The following is a 25,049-nucleotide window of genomic DNA, read 5'->3' on the forward strand; positions in this document are numbered from 1 at the left end:
TCAAGTTAAACCGGTGGTTCGCTGCCCGCTCACAACAGGAGGCTTACCTTTGCTGAGTCCGTTTTTTACAGCCATATCCCGCAACCTTGAGGTGCATCGTTCATGAGTGCATCGTCCACCCCTTCCAGCGGCATGGTGCGCATGAATGCGCCCGTTTTCTATTTTGCCGCCACCGTCATCCTGCTGTTTGGCATCACGGTCATCGCTATCCCGCAACAGGCCGGTGCCTGGCTGCTGGCGGCGCAAAACTGGGCGGCCAACACGGTCGGCTGGTACTACATGCTGGCGATGACCCTGTATCTGGTCTTCGTGGTGGTCACCGCGCTATCGGGCTACGGCAAGATAAAACTCGGTGCCGACCACGACGAGCCCGAATTCAGTTACCTGTCCTGGGCCGGCATGTTGTTCGCCGCCGGGATCAGCATCACGCTGTTTTTCTTCTGTGTCTCGGAGCCGCTGACGCACCTGGTGCAGCCGCCCCAGGGCGAAGCAATGAACGCCGATGCGGCGCGCCAGGCCATGCAGGTGTTGTTCCTGCACTGGGGCCTGCATGGCTGGGGCGTGTTCGCGTTTGTCGGCATGGCCCTGGCCTATTTCGCCTACCGGCATAACCTGCCGCTGGCATTGCGCTCGGCGCTGTACCCGCTGATCGGCAAGCGCATCAATGGCCCTATCGGTTACGCGGTGGATGGCTTTGGCATCATTGCCACGGTGTTCGGCCTGGGCGCCGACATGGGCTTTGGCGTACTGCACCTCAACTCTGGCCTGGACTACCTGTTTGGCATTGCCCATACCCAGTGGATCCAGGTGGGCCTGATCACCCTGATGATGGGCGCGGCGATCATCGTGGCCGTGGCCGGCGTCGACAAGGGCGTGCGGGTGATGTCCGACATCAACATGCTGCTGGCCTGTGCGCTGCTGCTGTTCGTGTTGTTCGCCGGGCCTACCCAGCACCTGCTCAACACCTTGATCCAGAACATCGGTGACTATCTGGGCGCGTTGCCCACCAAAAGTTTTGATGTGTACGCCTACAACGAGCCGAGCGACTGGCTGGGCGGTTGGACGGTGTTCTACTGGGCCTGGTGGATCGCATGGTCGCCGTTCGTGGGCCTGTTTATCGCGCGCATTTCCCGTGGTCGTACCATCCGCGAATTCGTGTTTGGCGTGCTGCTGATTCCACTGGGCTTCACCCTGGCGTGGATGTCGATCTTCGGTAATAGCGCCATCGACCAGGTGCTCAACCATGGCATGGCTGCACTGGGCCAGTCGGCTATCGATGACCCATCGATGAGCCTCTACCTGCTGCTGGAAACCTACCCGTGGAGCAAGACCGTGATCGCGGTCACGGTGTTCATCAGCTTTGTATTCTTCGTGACCTCGGCTGACTCCGGCACTGTGGTGCTCTCCACCCTCTCGTCCAAAGGCGGCAACGCGGATGAAGACGGGCCGAAGTGGCTGCGTGTGTTCTGGGGCGCGATGACCGCCCTGGTCACCAGTGCGTTGCTGTTCGCTGGCAGTATCGACTCGCTCAAGTCTGCGGTGGTACTGACCTCGCTGCCGTTCTCGCTGATCCTGCTGCTGATGATGTGGGGGCTGCACAAGGCGTTCTACCTGGAGTCGCAAAAGCAGATCGCGCAGTTGCATTCCCTGGCGCCGATATCGGCTTCACGCAAAGGTCGAGGCGGCTGGCGCCAGCGCTTGAGCCAGGCCGTGCATTTTCCGTCGCGTGACGAGGTGTACCGTTTCCTCGACACCACGGTGCGCCCCGCGATTGAAGAAGTGACCGCCGTGTTTGTCGAGAAGGGCCTTACGGTGGTGACCCAGCCCGACCCGTCCAACGACAGTGTCAGCCTCGAAATCGGCCATGGCGAAGAACGTCCGTTCATCTACCAGGTGCAGATGCGTGGCTACTTCACGCCGTCGTTCGCCTTGGGCGGCATCGGTAAGAAAGAGATCAACAACCGCCGCTACTATCGGGCCGAAGTGCACTTGAGTGAGGGCAGCCAGGACTATGACCTGGTGGGCTACACCAAGGAGCAGATCATCAATGACATCCTCGACCAGTACGAGCGCCATCTGCAGTTCTTGCACATGGTGCGCTGATAGCGTTCCTCTCAAGTAGGTCTTTGCTGTAAAAGGAAGAGGCAGACTTAAGCGATTCAGCTGCTTAAAAGGCCCGGGAATATGCCTATTCCTGGGCCTTATTTGCCCTAGATCAAGAGAGGATTCGATGACGTACATTGCTGCCGAAAACCGCTATGAATCTATTCCCTATCGCCGCGTAGGCCGCAGTGGATTGGTGCTACCAGCCCTGTCCCTGGGGTTGTGGCACAACTTTGGCGACAGCACCCCGATCGACACCCAGCGCGCGTTGCTGCGCACGGCGTTCGACCTGGGCATCAACCACTTCGACCTGGCTAACAACTACGGCCCGCCCTATGGCAGCGCCGAGATCAACTTCGGCCGTTTGCTGCGCGAAGACTTCAAGCATTACCGCGACGAATTAATCATTTCCAGCAAAGCCGGTTGGGACATGTGGCCCGGTCCTTACGGCCAGGGTGGTGGTTCGCGCAAATACGTGTTGGCCAGCCTGGACCAGAGCCTGCAACGCCTGGGCGTCGATTATGTGGATATCTTCTATTCGCACCGTTTCGACCCCGATACGCCGCTGGAAGAGACCGCCAGCGCCCTTGCCACCGCCGTGCAGCAAGGCAAGGCGTTGTACATCGGTATCTCGTCTTACTCCGGGGTAAAAACCCGCGAAATGGCGGCGCTGCTCAAAGAGTGGAAAGTGCCGCTGTTGATCCACCAGCCGGCCTATAACCTGCTCAACCGTTGGGTGGAAAAAGACCTGCTGGAGACCACTGAAGAACTCGGCGCCGGGGTGATCGCCTTCACGCCGCTGGCCCAGGGTTTGTTGACCGATAAATACCTCAACGGCGTACCGGCCGATGCGCGGGTGAACCGTCCGGGTGGTGGCTCGTTGCAGGCCCAGCACCTGTCCGAAGCCAACATCGCCCATGTACGCGGCCTGAATGAAATCGCCAAGCGCCGTGGCCAGAGCCTGGCCCAGTTGGCGTTGGCGTGGACATTACGTGATCCACGGGTAACCAGTGCGCTGATCGGCGCAAGCCGGCCGGAACAGATTATCGAGAACGTCGGGGCGTTGAAGAACTTGAGCTTCAGTGCGCAAGAACTGGCGGAGATTGATCGGTTTGCGCAGGAAGGTGGGATCAACCTGTGGGAAAAACCGTCCACTGCTGAATAACCTTACACCACTGGTTGATCGTTCCCACGCTCTGCGTGGGAATGCAGCCCCGGACGCTCGGCGTCCGCTTTAAAGTCGTGACGCAGAGCGTCACAGGAGGCGTTCCCACGCAGAGCGTGGGAACGATCTGTCGCCAAGCGTTAGAACGGCACATCCCCAAGAATCGTCGCCCGGTGCATCACCCGCCGCTGCGGCCGGTAGTCATCCACGGCGTAATGCTGGGTGACGCGGTTATCCCAGAACGCAACGTCATTTTCCTGCCAGCGCCAGCGGATGGTGAACTCCGGGCGGGTGGCGTGGGCGAACAGCAGCTTGAGAATGGCCTTGCTTTCGGCCGGTTCCAGTTCATTGATTCGGGTGGTGAATCCGTCGCTGACGAACAGCGATTTACGCCCACTCACCGGATGTGTGCGCACGACTGGGTGCGATAGCGGCGGGTTTTTCTTGCGGGTTGCTTCCCAGCGCGCAAGGTCTTCGGCGGTGTTGCCAAAGCGCTCCAGCGGGAACGACTTGGTGAAATCGTGTGTGGCGGTGAGGCCATCGAGCATGCGCTTTAACGGCTCGGACAATGCCTCATACGCCGCAATCCCACTGGCCCACAAGGTATCGCCGCCGAAGGCTGGCAGCAGCTTGGCGCTGAGCACAGCGCCCAGGGCCGGCGTGGGCAGGAAGGTCACGTCGGTGTGCCAAACGGCGTTGTCACGCACGTCGGTGACCGCGGTGTCGAGGATTAGCACTTGCGGCTGTTCCGGCACGTTGGGGTAGATCGGATGGATGTGCAGGTCGCCAAAATTGGCCGCGAAGCGTGCCTGTTGCTGCGGGGTGATCGGCTGGTCACGGAAGAACAGCACCGAATAGTCGAGCAACGCCTGTTCAATGGCGTCGCGCTGTTCAGGGTTCAGCGGCTGAGTGATGTCGACGCCACTGATCTGGGCGCCCAGGGCGGTGCTTAATGGGGTAATGGTCAGGCTGCTCATTGTGGATTCTTCACTCAGTGTGCCTGGCCATGCCAGGGCACTAATTTACGCTGCAGGGCGCGCAGGCCCATTTCCATGGCGAAGGCGATCAGGGCGATCACCAGGATGCCCAGCACCACCACATCGGTGACCAGAAACTGCGCCGCCGACTGCACCATGAAGCCCAGGCCGCTGGTGGCGGCAATCAGCTCGGCGGCGACCAGGGTCGACCAGCCCACACCCAGGCCGATACGCACACCGGTGAGGATGTCGGGCAGGGCGCTGGGCAGGATCACATGGCGAATCAGTTGTGCGCGGGTTGCGCCCAGCGACTGCGCGGCCCTCAGCTTGGCAGGGTCGACGGTGCGCACCCCGGTTGCGGTCGCGATGGCAATCGGGGCGAAAATCGCCAGGTAAATCAGCAGCACCTTGGACAGCTCGCCAATGCCGCACCAGATTACGATCAGCGGCAGGTAGGCCAGCGGCGGAATTGGCCGGTAGAACTCGATCAGCGGATCGAAAACGCCTCGGGCAATGCGGTTGGCTCCGATGGCAATCCCCACCGGTACGGCGGTCAGCACCGCAAAGCCCAGGCCCAGGCCGATGCGGCTCAAGCTCGCGCCCAGGTGCTGCCACAAGGTGGAATCCATGTAGCCGGTGGTCGCCAGCAGCCAGCCTTTTTGCAACACTGCCGATGGTGGCGGCAGGAACAGAGGTTCGATCAAACCGGTGGCGGTGACGGCCCACCAGAGGGCGAGCAAGGCCACCAGGGTCAGCACGCTGATCCAACGCGTGCTCAGGCTGCGGCGTACAGGAATAACGACAGGTGCCACCGCCTTGCTGGCCGTGGCGGGAAGTTCGTAGCTGCTCATGCGTACACCTGCCGTTGGGAGAAGACTTTGCCCAGCACATGTTCACGGGTTTCGATAAAGCGCGGGTCGGACTTGATTGCGCGGGCTGATTCACCGGCGGCGTAACGTTGGCCGAAATCCAGCTGCAGGCGTTCGACGATCTGGCCGGGGTTGGGCGCCAGCAGGATCAGGTCCGTGGCCAGAAACACCGCCTCTTCAATGTCATGGGTAATCAGGAATACCGGCTTGGCCGTGCGCCGCCACACTTGCAGCAGCAACTCCTGCATTTGTTCGCGGGTAAAGGCATCCAGCGCGCCGAAGGGTTCGTCCATCAGCAGTACACGCGGGTCGGCCGCCAGCGCACGCGCCAGGCCGACGCGTTGCTTCTGGCCGCCCGAGAGCTGCCAGATGCGCCGGCTGTCGAAACCGGCCAGGTCCACCAGCGCGAGCATTTCGCGGGCGCGCACTTCGCGCTGAGCCTTGGGCACGCCGGCAAGTTCCAGGCCAAAGGCGACGTTGGCCAGCACGTCCTGCCAGGGCAGCAGGGCGTCGTCCTGGAACACCACGCCGCGCTCGGCGCTGGGGCCCTTGACCGGCACGCCATCGAGGGTGATACGCCCGGCAGACGGTTCGACAAAGCCGGCAATCAGGTTCAACAACGACGTCTTGCCACTACCGGACGGGCCCAGGGCGACCAGCAATTGCTGGGGCCCAAGCTCCAGTGAAATATCGGACAGTACCGGTTCCGGGGCGCCTGGGTACTGTGCGCTGATGCGCTCCAGTTGTAGCAAGGCCATCGCAGTGAACTCCTGGGTCAGTTGGTAATGAACTTGGCGCTGACATAAGGGGCGTAGTCGGGCAGCACGGCCTCGACCTTGCCTTGCTCCTTGAGGAACGCAGCGGTGTCGGTGACGGCCTTGGTGGTCGGTGCGCCCAGCAGCGTTACCTGGTCGGCGGCCAACGGGTAGACGTTGCCTTGCAGCAGCAACGGGATATCGCTGGCCTTGGCGCCGGAGAGTTTCACCAGTTTGTCGACGTTGCCGGAATCGGCGAGCCAGGCTTGTGGGTCTTTGCGGTAGGCGGCGTAGGCATCCAGAGTGACCTTGGCGAAGGCGGTGACGATCTCTGGGTGCTTCTCGGCGAAGTCTTTGCGCACGATCCAGGCATCGAACGTCGGCGCGCCGAACTTGGCCAGCTCCCCGGAGGTGATCAGCACCTTGCCGGTTTCCTTGGCCACGCCCAGGGCTGGGTCCCAGACATAGGTGGCGTCGATATCACCGCGCTTCCAGGCGGCAATGATGGCCGGCGGGGCGAGGTTGAGAATGGTGACTTTGGCCGGGTCGATGTTCCAGTGTTTCAGGGCGGCGAGCAGGCTGTAGTGGCCGGTGGAAACGAAGGGCACAGCGATTTTTTTGCCGACCAGGTCCTGCGGGCTGTTGATCCCCGAGCCGTTACGCGCCACCAGGGCTTCGGCGCCGCCGATCTGGGTGGCGACGAGGAAGGTTTGCACCGGGACTTTGCGGGTTATTGCGGCGGTCAGCGGGCTGGAACCGAGGTAGCCGATCTGCACGTCGCCCGAAGCGATGGCGGCGATGATGTCGGCGCCATTGTCGAATTTGCGCCAGTCGATCTTGGCATTGGTGGCTTTTTCATAGGCGCCGTCGGCTTGGGCGACTTTGGCCGGGTCCACGGTGGTCTGGTACGCAATGGTCACATCCGCCGCCTGGGCAAACAGGCTGGCACCGGCCAGGGACAATGCGGCCAACAGGCGCAGAGGGGTCAGCAGTTTCAAAGGGAAGCTCCTCAATCAGGCGGCCGAGGGTCGGCGTGAGAGGAGACTAAATGATCTAAGAACTCGAAAATAAATAACTTTTTCGAATTAGCTTATGAGGGTAAATGGCGAAGCCTGTTTTCAGGCTGGCAGAATAATGTGGGAGCTGGCTTGCCTGCGATAGCGGTGTATCTGTCAACAGGTGGGTTGCTGACCCACCGATATCGCAGGCAAGCCAGCTCCCACACAAGCCAGCTCCCACAGGGGAGCGAGCCTTAGGTTAGTTGCTGATGGCGAGGATGCTTGCCTGGTACGAACCGACAAACACATCGAAATCGCCTACTTCGTTCTGCTCCAGCTCTGCCTGTTGCGCCAGCGACGCACGGGCCAGTTCTTCAAAGTGCGCTTGTTCCTCAGGCGCCAAAGGTTCTTTGCGGAAGTATTCGGCATGGACTTCGCTTTGATGCAGGGAGAACTGCGCAAAGCTTTCCTTGCGCTCAGCCATGGCTGCCAATACCTGCGCCGACGGCGTCAGGGATGGGTCCTTGACCTTGGCCAACTGGGCGTCCAATGCCTCGCTGTGCTCGGTGATGCCATGGCTCTGATCGAGCAGGGCGGCCAGCGGGGCAATCTTCTCCAGCAACTCGGCCGCCCACTCCTTCATGTCCACCGGCTGGCCGTCACGCTGCAATTGCAGGCCCGGACGGCGGCCTTCCTTGACCACGCTGAGGAAGTTGGAGGTGGCGTTGCCGCACTCGTTGTTGGCAAACAGTGGGCTGTCGTTCAGCGCGCAGTACAGCAGGAATGCGTCGAGGAACCGCGACTCTGGCAGGTCGATACCCATCGGCAGGAACGGGTTGATGTCCAGGCAGCGTACTTCGATGTACTGGATGCCGCGGGCCATCAACGCCTGGATCGGCCGCTCGCCGGTGTAGGTCACGCGTTTGGGACGGATGTTGGAGTAGTACTCGTTTTCGATCTGCAGGATGTTGGTATTGAGCTGCACCCACTCGCCATCCTTGTGCGTGCCGACTTCGACATAGGGCGGGTAGGGTGTTGCCACCGCTTCGCGCAGGCTGTCGGTGTAGCTGGCCAAATCGTTGTAGCACGGCGTCAGGCCGGCCTGGGCGTTGCTCTGGTACCCCAGGTCGCTCATGCGCAGGCTGGTGGCGTAGGGCAGGTACAGCGTGTCGGCGTCGAGGACTTCAAGCTGATGCGAGCGTCCGCGCAGGAAGCCGGCATCCAGGGCTGGCGAGGCACCGAACAGGTACATCAACAGCCAGCTGTAACGACGGAAATTACGGATCAGCGCGATGTAGGCCGTGGATTGATAGTCACGGTCGGTGCCGACAAACCCTTCTGTTTCCTTGAGCAACGGCCACAACGCTTCCGGCAGGGAAAAGTTGTAGTGGATGCCGGCGATGCACTGCATGGTCTTGCCGTAACGCAGGGCCAGGCCCTTGCGGTACACGTACTTGAGCTGGCCGATGTTGGAGGTGCCGTAGTAGGCAATCGGAATATCTTCCTCGGCCGGCAACGGGCACGGCATCGAGGGGCTCCACAGGTATTCGCTGCCCAGCTTGGTGTAGGCAAAGCGATGGATCTTGTCCAGGCTGCTCAGAGTATCGGCCGGGTTCGGCAGGGCAGGGGTGATGAACTCCAGCAGCGATTCCGAGTAGTCGGTGGTGATCTGTTCATTGGTCAGCGCGGCGCCCAGGGCTTCGGGGTGCGGCGTTTGCGCCAGTCGACCTTCGTTGGTGACGCGCAGGCATTCGCGCTCGATGCCGTGCAAGCATTGCTCTAGCAGGGAGAGGTGTTCGCGCTTGCCGAGCAGGGCCAGGCGGCGGTTGAGAAGTTCGCTCAAGTTGGATTCCTTCACGCGTCAGTCGCCCCAATATGGGGGTGGGCAGGACGGTCTACAAGGGTGAAGTTGAAACTGGCGTGATCGCCTGGTTTTGAGTCGATTTGACCCGCTCTGAATTTGCCGACTTCACTCCATGAATTGGGCTACAGCGCAGCGAGAAAATTCCGACGCTGTTATCGCAGCGCCGAAATTAACTCAAATCGGGGGTGGGGAGCTATAGGACAGCGAACGTGCCCTGTGCTTTTGCGACAAGTCTTTCGCCTTGGTACACGTCGGCCTCGACCACCAGGGTGCGGCGACCGGTGTGGATCACCCGGCTGGTGCACAGCACATCACCGTCTTCCACGGCGCGAATATAGTTGATCTTGCATTCGATGGTGGCGCTCTGCTGGTCGAAACCGTGGGCGCTGGAACACGCCAGGCCCATGGTTATATCCACCAGGCTGAAAATCGCCCCGCCATGGAGCTTGCCCGCGCGGTTGCGCAGGTGCGGCTCCAGGGTCAGGGCCACCTCGGCAACGCCTTCTTCCAGGCGTTGCAGGCGGCAGCCGATCAGTTCGCTGAATGCGCTCTGGGTCAAACCGGCCGGAATCTCCATCAACGCTTCTTCAGCTGTTTAGCGTTGGCAAACAGCGACGCCATGGCGTTGTTGCTGGGCGCGGCAGTCGCGGTTTCCTTGCGCGGCGCGTTGTTCTGCGACTGGCGCGGCGCCGAACCGGGGCGAGCACCACGTGCGCCGTCGATTTTCTCCCCGGGGGTGTCGCTCATGCGCATCGACAGGCCGACGCGTTTGCGCGGGATGTCGACTTCCATGACCTTGACCTTGACCACGTCACCGGCTTTGACTGCCTCACGTGGGTCCTTGATGAACTTCTCCGAAAGCGCGGAGATGTGTACCAAACCGTCCTGATGCACGCCGATGTCCACGAATGCGCCGAAGTTGGTCACGTTAGTCACCACGCCTTCGAGGATCATGCCCGGTTGCAGGTCCTTGAGGTCTTCGACGCCGTCCTGGAACTCGGCGGTCTTGAACTCCGGGCGCGGGTCGCGACCCGGTTTCTCCAGTTCTTGCAGGATATCGGTGATGGTCGGCACACCGAAGGTCTCGTCGGTGTACTTCTTGGGGTCCAGGCGCTTGAGGAACGCGGCATCACCGATCAACGAACGGATATCGCGGTCGGTCTCGGCGGCAATGCGTTGCACCAATGGGTAGGCTTCCGGGTGAACCGCAGAGGCGTCCAGCGGGTTGTCACCGTTCATTACGCGTAAGAAACCAGCAGCCTGTTCAAAAGTTTTTTCACCCAGGCGTGCGACTTTTTTCAGTGCAGCACGGGTTTTGAACGCGCCATTTTCGTCGCGATGGCTGACGATGTTCTGCGCCAGGGTGGCGTTGAGGCCGGAGATTCGCGCCAGCAGGGCCACGGACGCGGTGTTCACATCCACGCCCACGGCGTTTACGCAGTCTTCCACCACCGCATCCAGGCCGCGTGCCAGTTTCAGCTGCGACACGTCGTGCTGGTACTGGCCGACGCCGATGGATTTAGGGTCGATCTTCACCAGTTCGGCCAGCGGGTCTTGCAGGCGACGGGCGATGGACACCGCGCCACGGATCGACACATCGAGGTCCGGGAATTCCTTGGAGGCCAGCTCCGACGCCGAGTACACCGAAGCGCCTGCTTCGGAGACCATGACCTTGGTCATCTTCATGGCTGGGTATTTTTTGATCAGCTCGGCGGCCAGCTTGTCGGTTTCGCGGCTGGCGGTGCCGTTGCCGATGGCGATCAGGTCCACCGCGTGCTTGGCGCACAGGGCGGCCAGGATCGCGAGGGTCTGGTCCCACTTGTTGTGCGGTACGTGTGGGTACACGGTGGCGTGGTCCAGCAGCTTGCCGGTGGCATCGACCACCGCGACCTTGCAACCAGTGCGCAGGCCCGGGTCGAGGCCCAGGGTGGCGCGCGGGCCGGCCGGTGCGGCCAACAGCAGATCGTGCAGGTTGTGGGCGAACACGTTGATCGCCTCGGTTTCGGCGCCGTCGCGCAGCTCGCCCAGCAGGTCGGTTTCCAGATGGGTGTAAAGCTTGACCTTCCAGGTCCAGCGCACCACTTCGCCGAGCCACTTGTCCGCCGGGCGGTTCTGGTTCTGGATGCCGAATTGTTGACCAATCATGCCTTCGCACGGGTGCATGGTGCCCGGCAACTCGTCACCGACTTTCAACGCGGAGCTGAGAATGCCTTCGTTGCGGCCGCGGAAAATCGCCAGGGCGCGGTGGGACGGCATGCTTTTGAGCGGCTCGTCATGTTCGAAATAGTCGCGGAACTTGGCGCCTTCTTCCTCTTTGCCGGCGATAACGCGGGCGCTGAGGATGGCTTCTTGCTTGAGGTAGGTACGCAGTTTTTCCAGGAGGCTGGCGTTTTCGGCAAAGCGCTCCATCAGGATGTACTTGGCGCCCTCGAGGGCGGCCTTGACGTCGGCGACGCCTTTTTCCGCGTCGATGAAGCGCGCGGCTTCGGTTTCCGGGGTCAGCGATGGGTCGTTGAACAGGCCGTCGGCCAAATCACCCAGGCCGGCTTCCAGGGCGATCTGGCCCTTTGTACGACGTTTCTGTTTGTATGGCAGGTAAAGGTCTTCGAGGCGGGTCTTGGTATCCGCGAGTTTGATGTCGCGTTCCAGTTGAGGAGTCAACTTGCCCTGTTCCTCGATGCTGGCGAGGATGCTGATACGCCGTTCGTCGAGTTCTCGCAGGTAGCGCAGGCGCTCTTCCAGGTGACGCAGTTGGGTGTCGTCGAGGCTGCCGGTTACTTCTTTTCGGTAACGGGCGATGAAGGGCACGGTGGAGCCTTCATCCAGTAGAGCGACGGCCGCTTCGACCTGTTGTGGGCGTACACCGAGTTCCTCGGCGATGCGGCTGTTGATGCTGTCCATAAAACCACCTGAAATTCTTAAAATCAGCGCGCCGGCCCGTAAAAACAAGGCTCGGCGAGGCTGGTTGAGCGGCCCGACTGGCGCCGCTGCCTGGGTCAAGAGGCTGGCTATTGACCCTCGAAATCGAAAAAGTCACGACAAGCGGGTAAAAAAAGCCCGGCAGCAAACGGTAACGATCTGACGTTGCCCTGCACGGAGGCGCCGCATTATAACCAGCGTTCCGCCCTTGGGGGCTACTGCGCCGCAGCTTGTAGGGCGCGGGTTCGCTGGCAGTAGATGAAAAATCTGCTAACAATGCACACGGTGCGTATAACGGCAGCTACGCCATAATGCGTGCCGAGATAAGAGGAGCATCCAATGAGCAGCACCGCACAAACTGCTGAAGGCGAAAAAATTCTCATCGTTGATGACGATCCGGGGCTGAGCAGCCTGCTGGAGCGTTTTTTCAACTCCAAGGGCTATCGTGCCCGGGCGGTGCCGAACACCGAGCAGATGGATCGTCTGTTAGGGCGTGAAGTCTTCAACCTGGTCGTACTCGACCTGATGCTGCCCGGCGAAGACGGCCTTACTGCCTGTAAACGCCTGCGCGGTGCTAACAACCAGATCCCGATCATCATGCTCACCGCCAAGGGCGATGAACTGAGCCGTATCAAGGGCCTGGAACTGGGGGCTGATGACTACCTGGCCAAGCCTTTCAACCCCGATGAGCTGATGGCGCGGGTCAAGGCCGTATTGCGTCGCCAGGCACCGGCGGTACCGGGCGCACCGGGCAGCGAAGACGAAAGCGTCACCTTTGGCGACTACGAACTGTCGCTGGCCACCCGTGAGCTCAAGCGCGGTGAAGAAGTGCACATGCTCACCACGGGTGAATTCGCAGTGCTCAAGGCCTTGGTCATGAACGCTCGCCAGCCGCTGACCCGTGACAAACTGATGAACCTGGCCCGTGGCCGGGAATGGGACGCACTGGAGCGCTCCATCGACGTGCAGATTTCCCGACTGCGTCGGATGATCGAGCCAGACCCGTCCAAGCCGCGGTATATCCAGACGGTGTGGGGTGTGGGTTATGTGTTTGTGCCGGATGGCACCGCAACCAAGTGACCGATGATTTGCAGGGGCGGGTATCCTGGCGTTTGACCCCATGAGGGTCGACGGGATGCCCGGCGTCTGCAATTCTGCGAGCACCGCTCGTTCCTGCAAGGTGTGCAGCTTTCATCTATGAAAACCCCGCTGTGGTTCCCGCAAAGTTTCTTCTCCCGCACCCTCTGGCTGGTGCTTATTGTCGTTCTGTTTTCCAAGGCACTCACGTTGGTTTATCTGCTGATGAACGAAGACGTGCTGGTGGATCGGCAGTACAGCCATGGCGTCGCCCTGACATTGCGTGGTTATTGGGCGGTAGACCCTGAGAACCGCGAAAAGGTAGCCAAGGCATCGACCCTCACTCGAGTTGACGGCGCCGGTGTGCCTGAAGGCGAGCAACATTGGCCCTACAGCGAGATTTACCAGCGCCAGATGCAGGCCGAATTGGGCGCCGATACCGAGGTGCGGCTTCGTATGCATGTTTCGCCTGCGTTGTGGGTGCGAGCGCCAAGCCTGGGGGATGCGTGGATCAAGGTTCCGCTTTATCCGCACCCGCTGCGTGGGCAAAAAATCTGGAACGTGTTGGGTTGGTTCCTGGCCATTGGCTTGCTCTCAACGGCGTCGGCGTGGATCTTCGTCCGCCAGCTCAACCAACCCCTCAAGCGCCTGGTGTTTGCCGCTCGCCAACTGGGCCAGGGGCGTAGTGTGCGTCTGCCGGTCAGCGACACGCCCAGTGAGATGACCGAGGTGTACGGCGCCTTCAACCAGATGGCAGAAGATGTCGAACAGGCCGGGCGCGAACGCGAGTTGATGCTGGCGGGGGTGTCCCATGACTTGCGCACGCCGCTGACGCGATTGCGTTTGTCCCTGGAATTGATGGGTGACCATACCGACCTCACCGATGACATGGTGCGCGACATCGAAGACATGGACGCCATCCTGGACCAGTTCCTGGCGTTCATCCGCGACGGGCGGGATGAGGTGGTCGAGGAGGTCGACCTCACGGAGCTCGTGCGTGAGGTGGTTGCGCCCTATAACCAGAACGGTGAGCAGGTGCGCACGCGCCTGGAGCCGATCCAGCCGTTCGCATTACGCCGGGTGTCGATGAAGCGCCTGCTGAACAACTTGATTGGCAACGCCTTGCACCATGCTGGTTCCGATGTGGAAGTGGCGGCGTACGTTTCTGGCGACAGTGCCGCACCTTACGTGGTGCTGAGCGTGATGGACCGTGGCACAGGAATCGACCCGGCGGAACTGGAAGGTATCTTCAACCCCTTCACCCGTGGCGACCGAGCCCGAGGAGGCAAGGGCACCGGGTTGGGGTTGGCGATTGTGCGGCGGATTGCGTCGATGCATGGCGGCAATGTTGAGTTGCGCAACCGGGAAGGCGGCGGGTTGGAGGCGCGGGTGCGGCTGCCGTTGGGGTTGATGCTGCCTAGAGACGCCGTCTAACAAGTAATATGAATGCAAATGTGGGAGCTGGCTTGCCTGCGATAGCGGTAGTTCATTCAACGACGATGTTGAATGTACCGGCGTCATCGCAGGCAAGCCAGCTCCCACAGTGGTTTGCGGCGTGTGGCAGATGTGGGTATTCAGCCCTTTCCCTTGGTCCGAGTCATATTCGGCCCGCCATTCTTTTCCAGATGCTGAATGATGATCCCTGCCACATCCTTACCGGTGGTGGTCTCGATTCCTTCCAGGCCCGGCGATGAGTTTACTTCCATCACCAAGGGGCCATGGTTGGAGCGCAGGATGTCCACACCCGCCACGCTCAGCCCCATCACCTTGGCTGCCCGTAGCGCGGTCATGCGTTCTTCCGGGGTGATCTTGATCAGGCTGGCGCTGCCACCACGGTGAAGGTTGGAGCGGAACTCACCGGGCTTGGCCTGGCGCTTCATCGCCGCAATCACCTTGTCGCCTACCACGAAGCAGCGAATGTCCGCGCCGCCAGCTTCCTTGATGTATTCCTGCACCATGATGTTCTGCTTGAGGCCCATGAACGCCTCAATCACCGACTCCGCTGCCGTTGCTGTTTCACACAGCACCACGCCGATGCCCTGGGTGCCTTCCAGCACCTTGATCACCAGCGGTGCGCCATTGACCATCTCGATCAGGTCGGGAATGTCATCCGGGGAGTGGGCAAAACCGGTGACCGGCAGGCCGATGCCCCGGCGCGACAGCAGTTGCAGGGAGCGCAGCTTGTCCCGCGAGCGTGCAATGGCCACGGATTCATTCAGCGGAAACACCCCCATCATTTCAAACTGGCGCAATACCGCGCAGCCATAGAACGTCACAGAAGCGCCGATACGCGGGATCACCGCATCAAAGCCTTCCAGGGGCTTGCCCCGGTAGTGGATCTGCGGCTTGTGGCTGGCAATGTTCATGTAGGCACGCAACGTGTCGATCACCACCATTTCATGGCCACGTTCAGTGCCGGCCTCGACCAGGCGGCGGGTAGAATACAGACGCGGGTTTCGCGACAGCACAGCAATCTTCATGCAGCACCTGGGGCAGAAATAGTGGAGACCGGGAACACCGGCTTGTCTTGAACGTACTTGAGGCCCGGATTGACCACCAGCTGGCCGTCAATCAGCGCCTTGGAGCCCAGCAGCAGGCGGTAACGCATGGCTTTGCGACAGGCGAGGGTGAACTCCACCCGCCATACCCGATCACCCAGGGCCAGGGTGGTGCTGATCACGTAGCGCACCTGCGCATGGCCGTTGGAGCTCTTGATGGTTTTCATCGTCACCAGGGGCGCTTCACAGCGCCGGTGACGCAGTTGCACCACGCTGCCCAGGTGCGCGGTAAAACGCACCCACTTTTCACCGTCGCGCTCAAAGGGCTCGATATCGGTGGCGTGCAGGCTTGAGGTACTGGCACCGGTGTCAATCTTCGCGCGCAGGCCTGCGACTCCCAAGTCGGGAAGTGCCACCCACTCACGCAGACCCACAACGGTCAAATGGTCAAATGTCTTCAATATGGTTAACCGGTCAATTCGCCCAGGCTTGAGGAGATACCTCAGCCAACGCTTTGAATGCAGGCTTGGCGAACCAGAAGCCCTGCATCAGAAATATTCCGCAGTCGGACAGGAAGTCGCGCTCGCCGGCACTTTCGATGCCTTCGGCGATGACAGTAACCCCCAACTGCTCACAGATTGTGACAATCCCTCGGACGATGACCTGGCGGACACGATCCTGGTCGACATCGCGAATCAGCGCCATGTCGAGCTTGATCAAGTCAGGTTGGAAATCGGCCAGCAGGTTCAGCCCCGAATAGCCCGCGCCGAAATCGTCGATGGCGGTCTTGAAGCCGAACTCGCGGTATTCACGCAGAATATTCGTCAAATGGCGATAGTTATCTACGTGCTCGCTTTCCAGAGTCTCGAAAATCAGCCGGTCCAGCGGGAAATTGTGCGCTCGGGCGGCCTCCAGAGTGCTGCGGATACACAGTTCCGGGCGATATACCGCATTGGGCATGAAGTTGATGGAAAGGTGAGTCTGCATGCCCAGGGCCGCGGCACCGGCGATGGCCTTGGTCCGGCAACGCTGGTCGAAGCGGTAGCGATTGGTTGCGTTGACCTGAGCCAGCACCGACAGCGCGCCTTCTCCCAGGGGACCGCGCACCAAGGCTTCGTTGGCGAAGATCGAATGGTCACGCAGGTCTACGATAGGCTGGTAGGCGAACGCAAAATCGAACCCCAGAGGCTCGCTTTGCTGGCAACCCACGCACCGCTGGTTGGGCGAGGTGAGTGAAAGGGGAAAGTCGGTCACGGCGTATCCTCGCGAAAACAGGGTGCTACCTGGCGTATCTTAGGTGAGCCTTGGGGTTTATGCGTCGAAGGGTTTCAACGGTAAAGTTGCGACATTTTTCAGAGCGAGGAATTCAAGTGGCTCAAAAGCAGGAAGAGGAAGAGAAGGTCCGGCTGGACAAGTGGTTGTGGGCAGCGCGGTTCTATAAGACCCGCGCTCTGGCCAAGGCCGCTATCGAGAGCGGCAAGGTGCATCATCGCGGCGAGCGCTGCAAACCGGGCAAGGAGCCGCGCGTCGGCGACGAGTTTCAGATTCGTACAGGGTTTGATGAAAAAACCATCGTGGTGCAGGCACTTTCCATCGTACGCCGCGGCGCGCCTGAAGCGCAGGCACTGTATGCCGAGACCGAAGCCAGCATCGCCAAGCGCGAAAACGCTGCAGCCATGCGCAAAGCAGGTGCTTCAGGCCTGACCACTGACGGCAAACCGAGCAAGAAGCAGCGCCGCGATCTATTCAAATTTCGCGGCAGCGGCAATGACGATTGATTGCACGAGTCGCCCATGCACACTCGATCAAATGTGGGAGCGGGCTTGCCCGCGAATACGGTGGGTCAGGCACAGATGCATTGATTGACACCCCGCATTCGCGAGCAAGCCCGCTCCCACTTTTAGCCCTGGGGGGTTACGGAGTTGTGCGCATGACACTCAACCGCCCAATAACGGGCAACTTGCTCAGTAGCCCGAAAAGCGGCGCCGTCATCCGCAACAAAGCGCCCGACACCTTCGCCGCGAACGGCGTGTAATACCCCCAGCCCAACGCCAACAGCGCCAGCAGTACGCCACCGATGTAGTCGTCCTGTCCCCAGTGCGCGCCCGCGACCAGCCGCGGCATCATGAACAGCAGCGCCAGGCCCCAGATCACCAGCACCTGGCCGATGCGCCGGGCGAACACGTTCATGAACATCGCCCAGATCAATAGCACCGAAGCATGGTCGCCGGGGAAGCTCTGGCTCGAGCGGTCCTTCAATTCCCAGGTTTTCTCCAGCCCTGGGAAAAAGTCGCTCATTTGAATCGCGCCGCTGATGACCATCGACGGGCTACTGTGCTGCCAGCCCATGTGCGCCGCGAGTTTGGAGAACAGCATGCGGACAAACAGCAACAGCAGCAGAATGCCGAGGAAGCCAAAAAACGCCTGGCGCACCTGCACGGCCTTGAACACCCAGTCGCCGCGAATCAGCAGTGCCAGCAAAATCACGCCGACCACTGCATCAAACGGCCGCAGGCTGGCCACGGCCCATATATGCAACCAGGTCGAGTTCGTGGCCAATGGGCCATTGAGCAGATGAAACAGCCACTCGTCGAAAATCACACAGAGCATCTGGCCCGTGGGCCACAGCCAAAAACACAGCAGCCCGATAGCGAGTAGATTGCAAAGAGCCCATCGCCGGAGGTTCCAGTTGGCTTGGAACAAACCCGGATTGTTCATAAACTGTCCCTCATCGCTCTATTCAGCTCCTTGAATTCAGGAGAAGTCGCACCAAGATGGTGCTAAAGCGTTTAATTTTATAAACCTTGTAATCATTTTGTCATCACTTCAGATACCCAGACCTATGACTGATCTACCGGATACCGACTTCACCCAACGCTTCATCTTCGATGAGAGCGATGCCCGCGGCGAGATGGTTTCGTTGGAGCTCAGCTATGCCGAAGTCCTTGCCAAACACGCCTATCCGGAGCCGGTCGCGCAATTGCTCGGCGAGTTGATGGCCGCTGCGGCGCTGCTGGTGGGCACCATGAAGTTCGACGGTTTGCTGATCTTGCAGGCTCGTTCCGAAGGGCCAGTGCCCATGTTGATGATCGAGTGCTCGAGCGAGCGCGAGATCCGTGGTCTGGCCCGTTACGAGCCTGACCAGATTGCCGCAGATGCCACCTTGGCCGACCTGATGCCCAATGGCGTCCTGGCACTGACTGTCGACCCGACCGAGGGCCAGCGGTACCAGGGTATTGTCGACCTCGACGGTCAGACCCTGTCGGAATGCTTCACCAACTACTTCGTTATGTCCCAGCAAGTGGGCACCAAGTTCTGGCTTAACGCCGACGGCAAGCGCGCCCGTGGTTTGCTGGTGCAACAACTGCCGGCCGATCGCATCAAGGATGAGGATGATCGTGCCGAAAGCTGGCGGCATATCATCGCCTTGGCCGACACCTTGAAGGCCGAAGAACTGCTGGGCCTGGACAACGAAACCATCCTGCACCGCCTCTACCACGAAGAGGCCGTGCGCCTGTTCGACGCACAGGGCCTGCATTTTCGCTGCAGTTGCTCGCGCGAGCGTTCCGGTAACGCGCTGGTCAGCCTGGGCCTGGAAGATGCGCAAAACCTGGTGGTGGAACATGGCGGCCATATCGAGATCGACTGCCAGTTCTGCAACCAGCGCTACCTGTTCGATGCGGCTGATGTAGCGCAATTGTTCGCTGGAGCAGGCATCGACACCCCTTCCGACACCCGCCACTAAAACGTTTAAGCACAGGTAAATCACCTGACAAACGCCGGATTAGAGGTGTTCTGACGGGAGGGCCCTACTCTTTTTGGGCTTTTCTGGCATAATCCGGCCCACTTTTTTCGCGGTAGTAGTGCGCAACTTTCTACTACAAAACGTTTGGAGCACTCGGCCATAGGCCGACGGGGAACCTCATGACGCAAGCCAATAACGCCGTATACACCGATCTGAGTGTTGACGATCTGGTCAAAGAAGCCCTGCAGCGCGGTGAAGGCGTGCTTGCCGATACTGGCGCGCTGGTCGTAGAAACCGGTCACCGCACCGGTCGTTCGCCGGTTGACCGTTTCATCGTTGAAGAGCCTTCCACCCAGGACGCCATCGCCTGGGGCCCGATCAACCGCAAGTTCCCGGCCGACAAGTTCGATGCCCTGTGGGCTCGCGTCGAGGCGTTCAATAACGCGCAAGAGCATTTCGTTTCCCATGTTCACGTAGGGGCTGCAGAAGACCACTACCTGGCCGTGAAAATGACCACCCAGACTGCCTGGCAGAACCTGTTCGGTCGTTGCCTGTTCATCAACCCGGCCCAGTACAACCCGGCCGGTCGTGAAGAGTGGCAAGTGCTCAACGTGGCTAACTTCGAGTGCGTGCCAGAGCGTGACGGCACTAACTCCGACGGTTGCGTGATCCTCAACTTCGCCCAGAAAAAAGTACTGATTGCCGGCATGCGTTACGCCGGTGAAATGAAAAAAGCCATGTTCTCGGTGCAGAACTTCCTGCTGCCGGCTGCCGACGTGCTGCCGATGCACTGCGCCGCCAACATTGGCGAAGCAGGCGATGTGACCCTGTTCTTCGGCCTGTCCGGCACTGGCAAGACCACCCTGTCTGCCGACGAAAGCCGTTACCTGATCGGTGACGACGAGCACGGCTGGGGCGAAGGCGTGGTGTTCAACATCGAAGGCGGTTGCTATGCCAAGTGCATCGACTTGTCCGAGAAGAACGAGCCGGTTATCTGGAAAGCCATCAAGCATGGCGCGGTGCTGGAAAACGTCGTGATCGACGAGGCCAAGCACGCCGACTACGCCGATGTCAGCCTGACCCAGAACAGCCGTGCCGCCTACCCGCTGGAGCACGTTGCCAAGCGTTCCGAGAAGAACCTGGGCGGCGAGCCAAACGCGGTGATCTTCCTGACTTGCGACCTGACTGGCGTACTGCCGCCTGTGTCGATCCTCAGCGAAGAACAGGCGGCCTACCACTTCCTGTCCGGCTACACCGCTTTGGTGGGTTCGACCGAAATGGGTTCGGGCAGCGGCATCAAGTCGACCTTCTCCACCTGCTTCGGCGCGCCGTTCTTCCCACGTCCGGCTGGCGAATACGCAGAGCTTCTGATCAAGCGCATCCGTGGTTTCGGCTCCAAGGTCTACCTGGTCAACACCGGCTGGACCGGCGGCGGCTACGGCGTTGGTAAACGCTTCAACATCCCGACCACTCGCGGCGTGATTGCAGCGATCCAGAGCGGCGCGTTGATCGGTGCGCAAACCGAACACCTGGACACCATCAACCTCGACGTGCCATTGGCCGTACCGGGCGTTGAAACCGGCCTGTTGAACCCGCGCAACACCTGGGCTGACAAGGCTGCCTACGACGAAGCGGCGAAGGCGCTGGCGGGTCTGTTCATCGAGAACTTCAAGAAGTTTGAAGTGAGCGATGCGATCAAGGCGGCGGGTCCTAAGTTGTAAGATTCGTCGGTTGTAAAAAAGCCGCCTCTTAAGTAGGCGGCTTTTTTATGTGCGAACGATTAGTCGGCCATGTGCAGTACCACTGCACCGACCAGCACCAGTACGACGCCTGCCACCTGCACCGCTGACAACCGCTCCTTGAAAAATACAAACCCCAGGATCGCCGCGATCCCTCCAGAGAGTGTACTGATCACCGTCACCACCGACACCGAGCCGGCCATTGCGCCCCACGAAAACGCCGAGAAACCGCCGAGGTTCATCAAGCTCGCTCCGGTCAACGTCGCGCAGTTTTTCAGTGGCGGGATCTTCAGGCCATCCTTGATCTTCAGCACCATTACCACCAGCACGCACAGGCCTACCAGGTAACCCAGCCACAACATGGTGATTGGCCCCAGCGCTGGCAGTGTGTAGCGGCCTTGCAGCCAGAAACTGGTGCCGTACAAGGTTGCGGCGAACATGGCGTAGGCAATGGACAGGCGCGGGTTGTTGTGAGGCGTACCGTTGTCCTTGTGAACGCTGGACAGCACAACGCCGATCACGCACAGGGCGATGCAGCCCAGTTGTATCAGGCTGATGTGTTCACCGCTGGCCCAGGAGAGCAGGGTGGTCACCACTCCATAGGACGTCACCAGCGGCGCGACGATGGCTGCTTTGCCCAAGGCAAAGGCTTTGGACAGCGCAAGGGCGCCGGACACCGTCAGCAGAGCGGCGGCGACGCCCAGGAGCCAAACGCTTAACGGTGCATCAAGGGATTTGAAAAGGAAGGCCGGGAAAATGACCAGCAGGAAGGTCATGATCAAAAAACCGAGAGCTTGGCCGAAATACACCGCGCGTTTAACGCCAACGGCGCGGGCGTTGAGGCCCACCAGAAAGTCCGTGCCACCCCAGAGCAGAGCGGCCAGCAGGCCCATTGTCACGTCCATGTAAGGTCCTTGTTATTTATACGGCTCGTCAGATGAGCGCATATCCACTGTGGGAGCGGGCTTGCCCGCGAATGCAATGTATCAGTAACGCAAATATTGGCTGACACGCCGTATTCGCGAGCAAGCCCGCTCCCCCATTTTGTGCTCAGTGTTGCTCAGATCAGCTCAGGTTTTCCAGCGTCTGCGTGTCCCAGCGGTGGGTCTTGATCGCCAGGTAGAGCATGCCGATGGTCAACGGGATCGTGTCACCACGGCCTTTGGCGCGACGCTTCAGGAACACGTCGAACACCGGCGGCTGGAAGTAACGATAAGCGTCGTAGTCGCCCAGGTCGACACCAAAATCCTGCTCCAGCGCCTCCATGAATTGCTTGGCCTCAGCACCATCGCACCCGAGGTCGAAGTTCAGTGAGGTGTGCAAGCCAATGGTCTTGTGTTTTGGCAAGCCGATTTCTTCATGCAGCAATTGCAGGAGCTGCTGCATGACGGGACCTTCGGGGAAGTTGGGAGACAGGTTCATGGTGGGACCAATCATCAAAGGGTGAGTGTTGTTTACCCTGCAATAGATATTCGGGGTGCTCAGCAACCCGATGCCTGTCACAAAGGCGACTATCGGCAGACTTTCAAGCTGTGCCCCTATGATCCAAGACGTGGCATACAACAGAAGTATTGGACCGGTTATCAATAGGCAGAGCCCGAGCCATTTTCTGAGTAGGGGCAACCTTATTGTTCTATCAATTACAGCGGCCAGTATTAAGAAGAGCAGCAAATTGATCCACTGAATGTACTCGTTCATCGCACCAGCCACGCTGGCAATCCCGGTTTGCCAGTACCAAGGCGAATCATCGTGAAGGTGATGCCATAGTGGCTGATGTGTTGAGTCCTTTCGATGGTCACAAAATTATGCCGAGCGCGTTGGGAGAGGGGGCTAGTGTCGTCCAGGCAAAGGGCTTTTCTGTAGAGGGGCAAGACACTGTTTGAAGCAGTTTGGGAAACGGACGACGCGCCGTTTTTTGGTTTCTTACAATGCCTTCCTGCATTTATGACGTGATACCGATTTTGCTGGCTGAACCGAGCAAATGTGGGCGCCGGGTTTGCCCTAAGGCTTTTTGTAGGAGCGAGCTTGCTCCTACAGGTTTAGCTGCGGGGTGGCTGTTCGGTCGCTGAATTGGCAGCGACGAGCCGAACCTTAAAAGTGAGTTTTTTTTCGAGCCAAACAGATGGTTTAGGCGTTCGAAGTTCGATCAGGCACTGAGAGGCCTACCGATACACCGCTCAAAAATCGCTTCCAATCCCCGATAGTCACACGCCACCGCATCAATATTCGCGAGTATCCAGGCCGCATGTTTTACCAACCACCAATTCACCGAAAACCCCGCATTCACGATGATCTGTTCAAACAGGATCCGCTGCGCCCGTCCATTTCCCTCGCGGAAGGGATGAATGACATTCAGGTCGCCATAAGCTTCAGCTATTTGACGCACAAGGTCAGCCTGACTCGCACCGACATACCAATTGGCGTCTTGCATATGCCGGACGATTTTTGCCGCTTCCGGTGGAATACGCTCCGGGGTGCAAAACAGCGTGTCGCCTTTCTGGATGTTGACGCTGCGCAGTTCGCCGGCCCAGTCATAAATGTCACCGAACAGGATGCGGTGAATGTGTTGCAGGCGATCAAGGTCGTAGGGCGGCGGAAAGAGTGGAAGGTTGGCTACGGCGATTTCGGATAATTCCCGCTCGGCCTGGTGCAGGCGTTCTTCATCGAGCAAATCGAGGCGGTTGCGCAGAGTACTGCTACCGGGGTAGCAGTATGGGTCCTGGCCCACCCCGTATTTGTCGAGCATCAGCTAGAGGTGTTGCGGTACTTGGCAAGGACGGCTTCGCGTGTCGGCAGGGGTTTTTCGACGTCGGTCGGTTGGGTATCGAACCCTTCCAGGCGCAGGCTGGCCAAGTAATTGGAACGCCGGATCTTGTGATAGTGATCCTGTTTTTGCTCAAACGTCAGTTCGCTCATCGCTGCGTCCTCTTGGAAAGCAAGGCTTGATTGTAGCGCAATGCGTAGCTCGGTAGGCGGGATAAAACGCCCGTCACAACTTGTATAAAAAATCTGCCTGCGAGCTCAATTCAGCGTATGTTTCACCGCAAAATCTTGCAGGGCGATTCCGCCCACTACTTAAAGGGAGTTAAGCATGGGTTTGCTTCGTGTCGCCTCGGCGATATCTTTGTGTGCGGTGGCGTTTTCTGCCCAGGCCGAGCAGTTGCCGATTGAAGTGCTCAGCGCGGTGGTCAAGGACCAGAAAATCGCCGATGCCGAAGTGCTGCTGCAACGTAATGGCGCGCAGAACGTGGTGGGCCGTACCAACGCACAAGGCCAGGTAACGCTGACCAGCGAGGCGGCTGATGATGCCAGCAACCTGCTGATCATCAAGAAGCCTGGCTATTCCAACCTGGTGGTGAAGTGCCCGTGCAAAGGCATGACCTATGCCGTCAGCCCGGTGATGGAAAATCTCGACGGCCTGCGTGTGGTGTTGACCTGGGGCAAGGCTCCACGTGACCTCGACTCCCATATGATCTTCCCCGGCAATAACATCTTCTTCAACAATAAAAAGGGCACCGACGCCGAACTGGACGTGGATGACACCGACAGCTATGGCCCGGAAACCATCACCCTGCAGAAAAAGCATTACGGCGAAAGCTACGTCTATGCCGTGCACGACTATTCCAACAGCGGCTCTCCCACTTCCAGCGAATTGTCCAACAGTGAGGCCAAGGTGTTCGTGTACATGGGGCAATCCCTGGTACGCACTTACTATGTGCCGCAGAACCGCACGGGCAACCTGTGGACAGTGTTCCGCATGACCGGCAGTGGCGACTTCCAGGACATCAACACCTTCACCGGCGTGAGAGTTGGCGCCGAAGATGTACTCAACGAGGTCAAGCCTTTGCTGGACGACAGCGTGGCCGTCACCGCCGTGACAGTGAGCTCGTCGGTACAGGCCGATGCGAAGAAGCTGAACCTCAAGGGCGAAGCGGCCTACCAGGGCGGTAACCTGGACCAGGCCATCGACTTCTTCCGTCAAGCCATCGAGCTGGATAACAGCTTCGGCAAGGCTTACGGCAACCTTGGCCTGGCGTATCAGAAAGCCGGCAATACTGCGGAGTCGATCTGGGCCAACCGCAAGGCTATCGCCCTGGCGACCGGTACCAATGCCGCGACCGTGCGTGCCGGTGCCTACTACAACATTGCACGCATCTATGAAGCGGCCGGCCAGTTCCCGGATGCGTTGCGTCATTACCAGTTGGCCAAGGAGCAAAAGGCCAACCCGGTGTATGACACGGCGATCGAGCGGGTGCAGAACCGCTGATTCAGCTGTAGCTCGGTTGTGAAATGTGGGGGAGGGCTTGCCAGCTCCCACATTTGTATCTGCTGCTTCCTGT

At 59.8% G+C, this 25,049-nt stretch carries 23 protein-coding genes; 8 read left to right on the top strand and 15 right to left on the bottom strand.

Features of this window, described 5'->3' with window-relative positions; genetic code table 11:
• Positions 1-141 precede the first annotated feature (141 nt).
• Positions 142-2,103, top strand: a complete 1,962-nt coding sequence (betT, locus tag MHH62_RS25885; RefSeq protein WP_169856569.1) for a choline transporter BetT — start codon at positions 142-144, stop codon at positions 2,101-2,103.
• A gap of 127 nt (positions 2,104-2,230) precedes the next feature.
• Positions 2,231-3,268 (top strand): L-glyceraldehyde 3-phosphate reductase, encoded by a 1,038-nt coding sequence (gene mgrA / locus MHH62_RS25890; RefSeq protein WP_014716465.1) that lies wholly within the window; start codon positions 2,231-2,233, stop codon positions 3,266-3,268.
• Positions 3,269-3,408: 140 nt separating this feature from the next.
• On the opposite strand, the gene tauD is transcribed toward mgrA, so the two are convergent.
• The 7 genes from tauD to MHH62_RS25925 form a co-directional block, all read right to left on the bottom strand.
• On the bottom strand, positions 3,409-4,245 hold the full coding sequence (tauD, locus tag MHH62_RS25895) for a taurine dioxygenase (RefSeq protein ID WP_339232132.1): 837 nt from the start codon (positions 4,243-4,245) through the stop codon (positions 3,409-3,411).
• 14 nt (positions 4,246-4,259) lie between these two features.
• The gene (gene tauC / locus MHH62_RS25900) at positions 4,260-5,096 is read right to left on the bottom strand and encodes a taurine ABC transporter permease TauC (protein WP_038448492.1); all 837 of its coding nucleotides are present in this window, start codon (positions 5,094-5,096) and stop codon (positions 4,260-4,262) included.
• Positions 5,093-5,872 carry a taurine ABC transporter ATP-binding subunit gene (gene tauB / locus MHH62_RS25905; protein WP_014716468.1) on the bottom strand — a complete coding sequence of 260 codons (780 nt, stop codon included), beginning with the start codon at positions 5,870-5,872 and terminating at the stop codon, positions 5,093-5,095. Before tauB ends, tauC begins: the two co-directional genes overlap by 4 nt.
• A gap of 17 nt (positions 5,873-5,889) precedes the next feature.
• A complete protein-coding gene (gene tauA / locus MHH62_RS25910; RefSeq protein ID WP_034125493.1) occupies positions 5,890-6,867 on the bottom strand; it encodes a taurine ABC transporter substrate-binding protein in 978 nt (325 codons plus the stop codon).
• Positions 6,868-7,126: 259 nt separating this feature from the next.
• Positions 7,127-8,710: a glutamate--cysteine ligase gene (gene gshA, locus MHH62_RS25915; protein ID WP_339232134.1), complete on the bottom strand. Its 1,584-nt coding sequence runs from the start codon at positions 8,708-8,710 to the stop codon at positions 7,127-7,129.
• 214 nt (positions 8,711-8,924) lie between these two features.
• Entirely contained in the window at positions 8,925-9,308 is a 384-nt protein-coding gene (locus MHH62_RS25920; RefSeq protein ID WP_014716471.1) for a PaaI family thioesterase, read from the bottom strand.
• Positions 9,308-11,632: a Tex family protein gene (locus tag MHH62_RS25925; protein WP_014716472.1), complete on the bottom strand. Its 2,325-nt coding sequence runs from the start codon at positions 11,630-11,632 to the stop codon at positions 9,308-9,310. The genes MHH62_RS25920 and MHH62_RS25925 overlap by 1 nt, the downstream gene beginning before the upstream one ends.
• Before the next feature lie 357 nt (positions 11,633-11,989).
• On the opposite strand from MHH62_RS25925, the gene ompR reads away from it, so the two are divergent.
• Entirely contained in the window at positions 11,990-12,730 is a 741-nt protein-coding gene (gene ompR, locus MHH62_RS25930; protein ID WP_003187669.1) for a two-component system response regulator OmpR, read from the top strand.
• A gap of 117 nt (positions 12,731-12,847) precedes the next feature.
• Positions 12,848-14,161: an ATP-binding protein gene (locus tag MHH62_RS25935; protein WP_014716473.1), complete on the top strand. Its 1,314-nt coding sequence runs from the start codon at positions 12,848-12,850 to the stop codon at positions 14,159-14,161.
• Between the two features lie 140 nt (positions 14,162-14,301).
• Here the strand turns inward: MHH62_RS25935 and rimK are convergent, their stop codons facing one another.
• From rimK to MHH62_RS25950, 3 genes are read right to left on the bottom strand one after another with little or no spacing between them, the layout of a single operon-like run.
• Entirely contained in the window at positions 14,302-15,207 is a 906-nt protein-coding gene (gene rimK, locus MHH62_RS25940; protein WP_003187674.1) for a 30S ribosomal protein S6--L-glutamate ligase, read from the bottom strand.
• Positions 15,204-15,653: an ATP-dependent zinc protease gene (locus tag MHH62_RS25945; RefSeq protein ID WP_169856571.1), complete on the bottom strand. Its 450-nt coding sequence runs from the start codon at positions 15,651-15,653 to the stop codon at positions 15,204-15,206. The genes rimK and MHH62_RS25945 overlap by 4 nt, the downstream gene beginning before the upstream one ends.
• A gap of 46 nt (positions 15,654-15,699) precedes the next feature.
• Positions 15,700-16,479, bottom strand: a complete 780-nt coding sequence (locus MHH62_RS25950) for an EAL domain-containing protein (protein WP_103451982.1) — start codon at positions 16,477-16,479, stop codon at positions 15,700-15,702.
• A gap of 116 nt (positions 16,480-16,595) precedes the next feature.
• On the opposite strand from MHH62_RS25950, the gene MHH62_RS25955 reads away from it, so the two are divergent.
• Positions 16,596-17,003, top strand: coding sequence for a S4 domain-containing protein (locus tag MHH62_RS25955; protein WP_003236026.1), 408 nt, complete (start codon positions 16,596-16,598; stop codon positions 17,001-17,003).
• 136 nt (positions 17,004-17,139) lie between these two features.
• On the opposite strand, the gene MHH62_RS25960 is transcribed toward MHH62_RS25955, so the two are convergent.
• Entirely contained in the window at positions 17,140-17,943 is an 804-nt protein-coding gene (locus MHH62_RS25960; RefSeq protein WP_014716475.1) for a phosphatase PAP2 family protein, read from the bottom strand.
• A 124-nt stretch (positions 17,944-18,067) separates the two neighbouring features.
• Here MHH62_RS25960 and hslO point away from each other — a divergent pair, with 124 nt between their 5' ends.
• Together hslO and MHH62_RS25970 are read left to right on the top strand one after the other, a co-directional pair.
• Complete coding sequence (hslO, locus tag MHH62_RS25965) at positions 18,068-18,970, top strand: Hsp33 family molecular chaperone HslO (RefSeq protein WP_020302421.1); 903 nt, start codon at positions 18,068-18,070, stop codon at positions 18,968-18,970.
• Between the two features lie 179 nt (positions 18,971-19,149).
• Positions 19,150-20,691: a phosphoenolpyruvate carboxykinase gene (locus MHH62_RS25970; RefSeq protein WP_005783824.1), complete on the top strand. Its 1,542-nt coding sequence runs from the start codon at positions 19,150-19,152 to the stop codon at positions 20,689-20,691.
• Positions 20,692-20,750: 59 nt separating this feature from the next.
• On the opposite strand, the gene MHH62_RS25975 is transcribed toward MHH62_RS25970, so the two are convergent.
• The 4 genes from MHH62_RS25975 to MHH62_RS25990 all read right to left on the bottom strand — a co-directional run bounded on the left by MHH62_RS25975 (position 20,751) and on the right by MHH62_RS25990 (position 23,625).
• Complete coding sequence (locus MHH62_RS25975; RefSeq protein WP_019819862.1) at positions 20,751-21,602, bottom strand: EamA family transporter; 852 nt, start codon at positions 21,600-21,602, stop codon at positions 20,751-20,753.
• A 172-nt stretch (positions 21,603-21,774) separates the two neighbouring features.
• Positions 21,775-22,131 (bottom strand): DUF1493 family protein, encoded by a 357-nt coding sequence (locus MHH62_RS25980; protein WP_339232136.1) that lies wholly within the window; start codon positions 22,129-22,131, stop codon positions 21,775-21,777.
• A 724-nt stretch (positions 22,132-22,855) separates the two neighbouring features.
• Positions 22,856-23,455 carry a putative adenosine monophosphate-protein transferase Fic gene (locus tag MHH62_RS25985; RefSeq protein ID WP_339232138.1) on the bottom strand — a complete coding sequence of 200 codons (600 nt, stop codon included), beginning with the start codon at positions 23,453-23,455 and terminating at the stop codon, positions 22,856-22,858.
• A complete protein-coding gene (locus MHH62_RS25990) occupies positions 23,455-23,625 on the bottom strand; it encodes a YhfG family protein (protein WP_020302417.1) in 171 nt (56 codons plus the stop codon). The genes MHH62_RS25985 and MHH62_RS25990 overlap by 1 nt, the downstream gene beginning before the upstream one ends.
• Positions 23,626-23,800: 175 nt before the next feature.
• Here MHH62_RS25990 and MHH62_RS25995 point away from each other — a divergent pair, with 175 nt between their 5' ends.
• Entirely contained in the window at positions 23,801-24,976 is a 1,176-nt protein-coding gene (locus MHH62_RS25995) for a tetratricopeptide repeat protein (protein WP_339232139.1), read from the top strand.
• Positions 24,977-25,049 lie beyond the last annotated feature (73 nt).

It is taken from the genome of Pseudomonas sp. FSL L8-0168 (assembly GCF_037976155.1).
In the GTDB taxonomy this organism is placed as follows: domain Bacteria; phylum Pseudomonadota; class Gammaproteobacteria; order Pseudomonadales; family Pseudomonadaceae; genus Aquipseudomonas; species Aquipseudomonas paracarnis.